This is a genomic window from Porphyromonas gulae DSM 15663, assembly GCF_000378065.1.
In the GTDB taxonomy this organism is placed as follows: Bacteria; Bacteroidota; Bacteroidia; order Bacteroidales; family Porphyromonadaceae; genus Porphyromonas; species Porphyromonas gulae.
The window spans coordinates 1-6386 of sequence record NZ_KB899192.1; the positions used below are offsets into that span (position 1 = coordinate 1).

At 41.0% G+C, this 6386-nt stretch carries 4 protein-coding genes; all 4 read right to left on the reverse strand.

Features of this window, described 5'->3' with window-relative positions:
- Positions 1-219: 219 nt before the first annotated feature.
- Positions 220-549, reverse strand: coding sequence for a CRISPR-associated endonuclease Cas2 (gene cas2, locus F452_RS0110205; RefSeq protein WP_200880542.1), 330 nt, complete (start codon positions 547-549; stop codon positions 220-222).
- 11 nt (positions 550-560) lie between these two features.
- Positions 561-1499, reverse strand: a complete 939-nt coding sequence (cas1, locus tag F452_RS0110210) for a type II CRISPR-associated endonuclease Cas1 (RefSeq protein WP_018966095.1) — start codon at positions 1497-1499, stop codon at positions 561-563.
- Between the two features lie 12 nt (positions 1500-1511).
- Complete coding sequence (cas9, locus tag F452_RS0110215) at positions 1512-5798, reverse strand: type II CRISPR RNA-guided endonuclease Cas9 (RefSeq protein WP_018966096.1); 4287 nt, start codon at positions 5796-5798, stop codon at positions 1512-1514.
- A 386-nt stretch (positions 5799-6184) separates the two neighbouring features.
- Positions 6185-6386, reverse strand: a 202-nt coding sequence (locus F452_RS12470; protein ID WP_033317205.1) for a hypothetical protein, incomplete at its 5' end; no start/stop codon positions are given.

Sequence of the window (6386 nt, forward strand, 5' to 3'; positions counted from 1 at the left end):
CAATATAGATAGAAAACTGGGAATAGCTTTCAGATTTAGTAATTTTGTTGCAACGCACAGCAGAATCCCCGTAATCACCTGTAATAGAGGATATAGAGAGGGATTGAGAGAAAGAAAAAAACATCTGTGTGTAACCGAAAAGCCGAGAGAAATCTCGGCTTTTTAATTTCTATACCCCAGATAAAAAGGGTTAATTCCGCAAAAGATGCTAGGATATATTCAAAAAAGCTCAAGTTGGAGGGGCGGCTGATAATATTCTCTTCCTTTCCCACAAATGATCTCCATGGCCGAAAATTGTTTGTCTGTGATTGTCATCAAACCTATTTTGCCCTTTTCAGGAATAGCAGAACGGACTCGTCGGCAATGTGTTTCTGCATTCTCTCTACTTGCACAGCGCCTAATATATATAGAAAATTGGAACATCTCGAAACCATCTTTAATCAGGTTTTTGCGAAAGGTTGCTGCACGTTTCCTGTCGGCTGCAGTATCCGTAGGTAGATCGAAGAATACCATTACCCACATACTTCTATAGGCTGAATATCTGGATATGTATTGACTCATCACATATGAGGATAGAGTATTCTTCGCTCTTTGCCGGCGAAGCATAGATATAGGGATGTAGCACTATGGTGCATGGCGATGCTCATGGGATGAGTTCTGCCATCGATGATGGTATCCATAACAGGTAAACTCAGAAGCTCTCTTTTATGCTCGGACGACAAACTGAGTGGTGGATTTTTTATGTCTTTTTGAATTAACCGATAAACCAAAATATCCACATAGGGACGGTAAGGCTCCATCAGGTCATCCGCTAAACAGAAGTGATTGTATTTGTTGTGATGAAAAATCCCGACAGAAGGTAATAGTCCTGCAGCTGTAATCGCTCTTGCAGCCATAGCCCTAACGATGGCATATCCGTAGTTGAGCAGCTTATTTGTCCAATCACTCTCTCTGTCTCTTTTGAAAGAAGGGAGTTCTGGGAAAATATTAGTCCAGTAATATGCGGCTGCACGCGCCTCGATATTATTAGCATCTCCGGATTTTACCAGATCTATCCAAGCATGCATATTTGGATGGGGCTGCTTGGTGGTGTGGCTGAGAGCAACAGCCTGATTGGCAATCTTAGCTCGAATAGTTTGTTGCCACATTTGCTTCTTTAAAGGCAGGGAGGCTCCTATCTGATCATGTACACGTTCGCCTAATTCCGAGTGTCCGAGAAAGGACAGCAGCATCCCTGTAGGATGGTGGGAGTCATCGCAACTAATGATGGCACAGCCGTTTTGGATCAGAGCAGACAATAAGGCTTGGGTTATGGTGATCTGTTTATGATCCAATACAACGATGCCCAAGTCTTCTATCGGAATTGATTGGCGACCGGCTTTTTTGATATGCGCAGGCAGACTGTCGGTCAGTTCAACCTCCGGTAGTCTTATCTCAAGTTGCCCGAGCTTTAGGCTGAGATAGGCTGGTGAGCCAAAATAAAGCGTTCGTTTGATCATTGCCAAAATCTTTTACTTTTCTCCTACAGCAACGATTCGCCCTAAATGATTTACGCGAATTTTAACCAATTCTGCCAAGTCTTTGGCTGAACTAATTTGACGATAGGTTATCCCTTTGAGATGTAATGAATCCTTTTGACTCCCTGAGATGTATTGTTGTTTGAATAAATATATTCGTACATCTCCAGATTTTTGCCGAGTTTTAGAAATGGCTTGAACTCTAAAAATGTGGGTGGCAAGCTCAGCATAATTATCCGGATTCATAATATATTCAGGGCTAAGATCTTTAGGGGAAAAGGTTGTCTGCATGGATATTTCACCTGTATCGATATCTATTTTCTCTGCTTGCTGAGGTAATAGAAAGTATTCGTTCTGTTTGATACTGAAAAGAAACTTCCAACCCAGAGACTGGTTCTTATTTTTATCAACGATAGGAAGTCCTTGGCGAGACCGCTCTACCGCATCGAAGAAGGTGACGATATCGTCTTCTATAGAGCCATCGGGCAGTACATATACAGCCAAATGGTGGTTATTGTCATTGGCTACGTAGTCAATCGGACAGGTATCAGTTTGGTGGATCGGAATGGCATTATTTTTCCCTCTGATGCGGACGGATTTGATTGCGATACCCTTTTTTTCATTCAGCCAGATCGGATTATTTTCTAAGTCAGAGAATGCTTTTTCCGGTTTCCCCCCATATTGTAGGAGTCTTTGTTCCAAGATGCGTTTGATCCCCACATCTATTACTTTATCTAGTTTCAGGTCTTTGTCGATCTGCTTACGTGTTACATATCGATTTTCTAAAATTGTTTGTTTTACTTTTTTTTCTGCGTATAGGAGCTTCTTATTCTTGTCTTCAAGAGGCTTTTTATCTAAGGAATTACGACCGGTAAAGGCAGATTTGGGGTCATTGTCGAATACCTGTAATCTTTCCGACAGCATGGATCTAATCTTTGGAGAACTAACTAAGCGGATTTCCTCCTCTGTGAGTTTTGAGCCGATAGGAATCTCTCTCTCTTGATAATAGCGATTGCTACCGTATTTAGTCTCCAAATGTAAGGCTCCACGAGGGGTTAGGGTTATTTGTCTGACATGGATTTTGCGTCCCGTTGTTTTGTCTCGACTGCAGATAATATTGGTATTAGGCGTTGTAACTTTTCCTTTGGCTTTTGTGGAAATAATTACTCGTGATAGGGCTTCTTTAGCCTGTACTCGGATGTCGTGCATGGGAGGGATGAAATGACCGTCCGATCCAATTAATTGTTTTCTAAGGGCTTTTAATTGTGTGAGCTTTTGCTGTTTATCAGTCTCCTCTGCACCACTATTCCCGTTTAGATACTGTACATGCTTTCTGGTGGTCAATGCCGTGATGAGGGCGTCCATAGCATGATGTCGATGGTCATCGCGTTTGCTCCAATCTTTGATCATTTTAATGGCTTGTCCGTCTTTTCGCTCGACACTTTCAGTCAGTTTTTCTTTCGGATCAGAAATCTTGCGATCAATAGACTCGTATGTCGGCAGATTCAGCTCTTTCAAAATATCGAGCAACCCCCAATCCCTACGAAGTATGGCAGTGATACTGCCATTGGTGTGTACAATCGAAGGAGTGACCTGCAGAAGCATGTCGGCAGCATGTCGGATGATGTAGCGAGTGTTAGTAAGATCTCTATTGGTAAAATCATCCCCCAAATCCTTTTCTCGTATAAGGAGTTTTTTATACTTGGCTTGCGTGATGGCTCCGATCTTTTTTAATTCTTCTACCCGTATTACATAGTCATTGGCCTGTTCTTGGCTAAGCGTATCCATATAATCCAGAGCCGTTTTATTCCCTTTTAGCTTATTAACAGAATTCAACTCCAACGTTTTGTTGGAGAAGCTGTCGTCATAGAAAAGTGCTCTCGGGATAATGTGCTCTATTTCGAATTTGGCGGTAAATAGTTCCTCTTTGGGGATATATGTATTCGAATAGAGAGTCTTACTTCCCAATGGTGCTAACTCTTTCCATAGCTTGTACTTGATCAGGTCATTTTTAGAAGGATTGAATCCAAATTCTTTCTGTATTTCTTCAATAAATTGTGTATTCCTTTTGGTTGCCTCAGCGATGGCTGTAGTCATCGCTTTTCGCTGTTTGCTATTGGCTTGCATGTCGCGAGCCATTTCAATGCGAATTTCATCCGGATTGCCGTATTCAGAAATATGCGTATTGATGACGTGTGTCATTTGGTTGAGGATTTTCTCAACAACAGGATTGCGAAGAGAGCCCTTGCGAAGGAGGGGTAGGCTGTTTTTCAGCGTACGTTCAGTATTCTCCTCCTTTGTCGTCCATGCACTATGTCTATAGCCGGCCAATTCGCATGCTTTGTCATATCCATTTTCTTGCATGAAAGGGAGTATCTTGCGCATAGCTTTGGTGCTGAGAGATCCATACTGTGGCTCGAAAGTCAAAGATGCTAAGAGTGGACATAACTCATGAGGAATACCATAGCGCTTAGCTAAAGTCTTACAAAGAGATGTGGTTCCTGTCGGAGAGTTGTCGTCTTCATAAGAGTAGAGTAAATGCCATAAACTATGGTGGGATTGCTCACGGAAGTTATCAGTTGTGGGGTCGAAATATAAAAGCGAAGTCGTTATTCCTTCACGTTCAAAGAATTGGCGAATAAGGTCTACGATTTGTTCTGGAGATATCAAGCTCTGTCCATTGGTGATCTTTGTCAGATTTTTTTCCCAATCGATTTGTTCTCCATCAGTCATTTCTTTCATGTTGAAGAAAGCTTTCATCATCGAATTATTCGTCCTATTACCGATGATCTCACGGAAATTGATTTTCCACTTATCCGGACTATAGCCGAGGATATTCAGAATCTCATTATCTGTAAGGTGATCCAGAAGATTCAGGTAGCTGAATAATTTTTGTTTAGCTTCTGTGTTGAGTATTCTCTCTTGGTCTGTATCATTTTGTTGTTCAAATAACTCGTTACTCTGTTTGTTCCATTTTCTAAGAGGGGACACTTCTATCTGTCCCAATCTTTGCCATAATCTGAAGTGCTGGAAAACAGGAGAAGACTTCGGTGCGACATGCAATCCTTCAGTATATTTCTTGCCATTGTGTTCTACTTCCCGTAATTCGAATTCACAGAATGCCAATTCCGACTTTTTCGATTTGAGCGGTCTTTGATAAAAAATGATTCGATTGCGTATAAACTGTTTGCGATCGTTGGTCAATATTGTCGGATAATAGTTTTGTTGGCATTCCCATATACGATCGAATTCATCAAGATAGTCTTGCCGATAAAAAACTTCTCCCCTGATCCTGTCATGCGGGTTAGCTTTTATTCTTTCATATAAATACTGTCCAATAGTCTGGTTATTCGCATACAATACCCGACTACGATCCCCAATGGCTCCTAAATAGCCACTGCTATTGTTGATTTGTTTGCAGATGGCTACTATCGCGGTTATTACTTGCTCTACAGGAATGATATTTGTGGCAGCAAGGCTTCGACTTTCGTATGCAAAATATTTGTTGAGAATGGTTTTGCGTAGTTTTTTCCCTTTCTGATAATCGATTGGTACTTCAGCCGGATTAAGGTCTGATTTGGAGTATATGAGTTCTTTTGCCTTTCCCGTCTTTTGCTTTAACAGTGAGCTTAGTAGGTCTTCTGTAAGGACGTCCGGATATTTTTGTCCTTGTACTTCCCAGATTTGCTTTAGCTCATTGATAAGATCGAAAGGATAAAAGTCTATTTCAGCATATTTGCCCCGCTTAAATCGTTCGAACATATACTGTCCGGGAGTCTTCTTGAGCTTTATAAGCTCTTTAGTTACAGCCATAGCATCGACAAGCTTACCATCTTCTTCTGTACTCTTACTTGTTTTTCTATTGCTTTTGTACCCTCTGCGTTTATTAATCGTCAAGAGAATACGGGCAAACTCTTCAAGTGAAACCCGCTCCGATACCGCTTTGGAACGTATTCTCAGAAGCTCGTGGGTCTCTGAGATGGGCTCCCGAATTATCTGCTCGGTATTTGTTATTATCCCGATTTTTTTGAATTGCTGTATCAAACTTGAACGACGCTGTTTATACCGTTGAAGTCTTCGGCGCATGGAGCGTTTGAATGTGCGGTCTGTTGTTGGTGAGCAAGATAATCCTTTGCTGAAATTTTCAGCATCTGCCGATGAAAGGATGATTCGTGTGCCCAGATAGACTATTTTCGTTTGCTCCGCAGATTTTTCTGCTTCTAATACGTAAGCCGATCCGATAGATGTCGTCCCGAGGTCTAATCCAAGAATTTTTTTCATTGTGATATAGGTGTTTACAGACCTTTTAATGTTTCTTTGTAATGTTGGAATAAAAAACCATGAAAAAGTTTTTCACACAAAAATAAATAAAACTATGGTTTGGATCACATTTTGTCAAGTCAATTATTTGCACTAAGTTTGCATAACTAAATTTGAAGCATTTCCCAACAAGGATTTTATTCCGTTGTGAAAACATTAAGAACAGGCTCCCCGAAAATAATTCGGGGAGCTTCTTCTTTTTTTATTCGTAATTGTATTAATCGCTTCCACCTTTGGACCTTTAGCTTACTCTCAGTCAAGGCAACCGCATCAAAATGTAAGTGCCTGATTATCAATCATAGTTTTGAGTGCATTCTTTATCTTTGAGTATAATCTCCGAAATGCAATCATTTGAAAATTAGCAACTTGTATTTTCTCGAAATTTTTGATGCGGTTGCCCTGACTCTCAGTCTTTCTGCCTTCGGATAACCTTTTATTTGCTTTATCTTTGCGGGCATATCAATTTGTCCGGAATGAATCGGTTTGATTATATCGTAGTTGGAGGCGGCCTTGCCGGCCTCTATACGGCTTTCAAGGCTTCGAAGCATG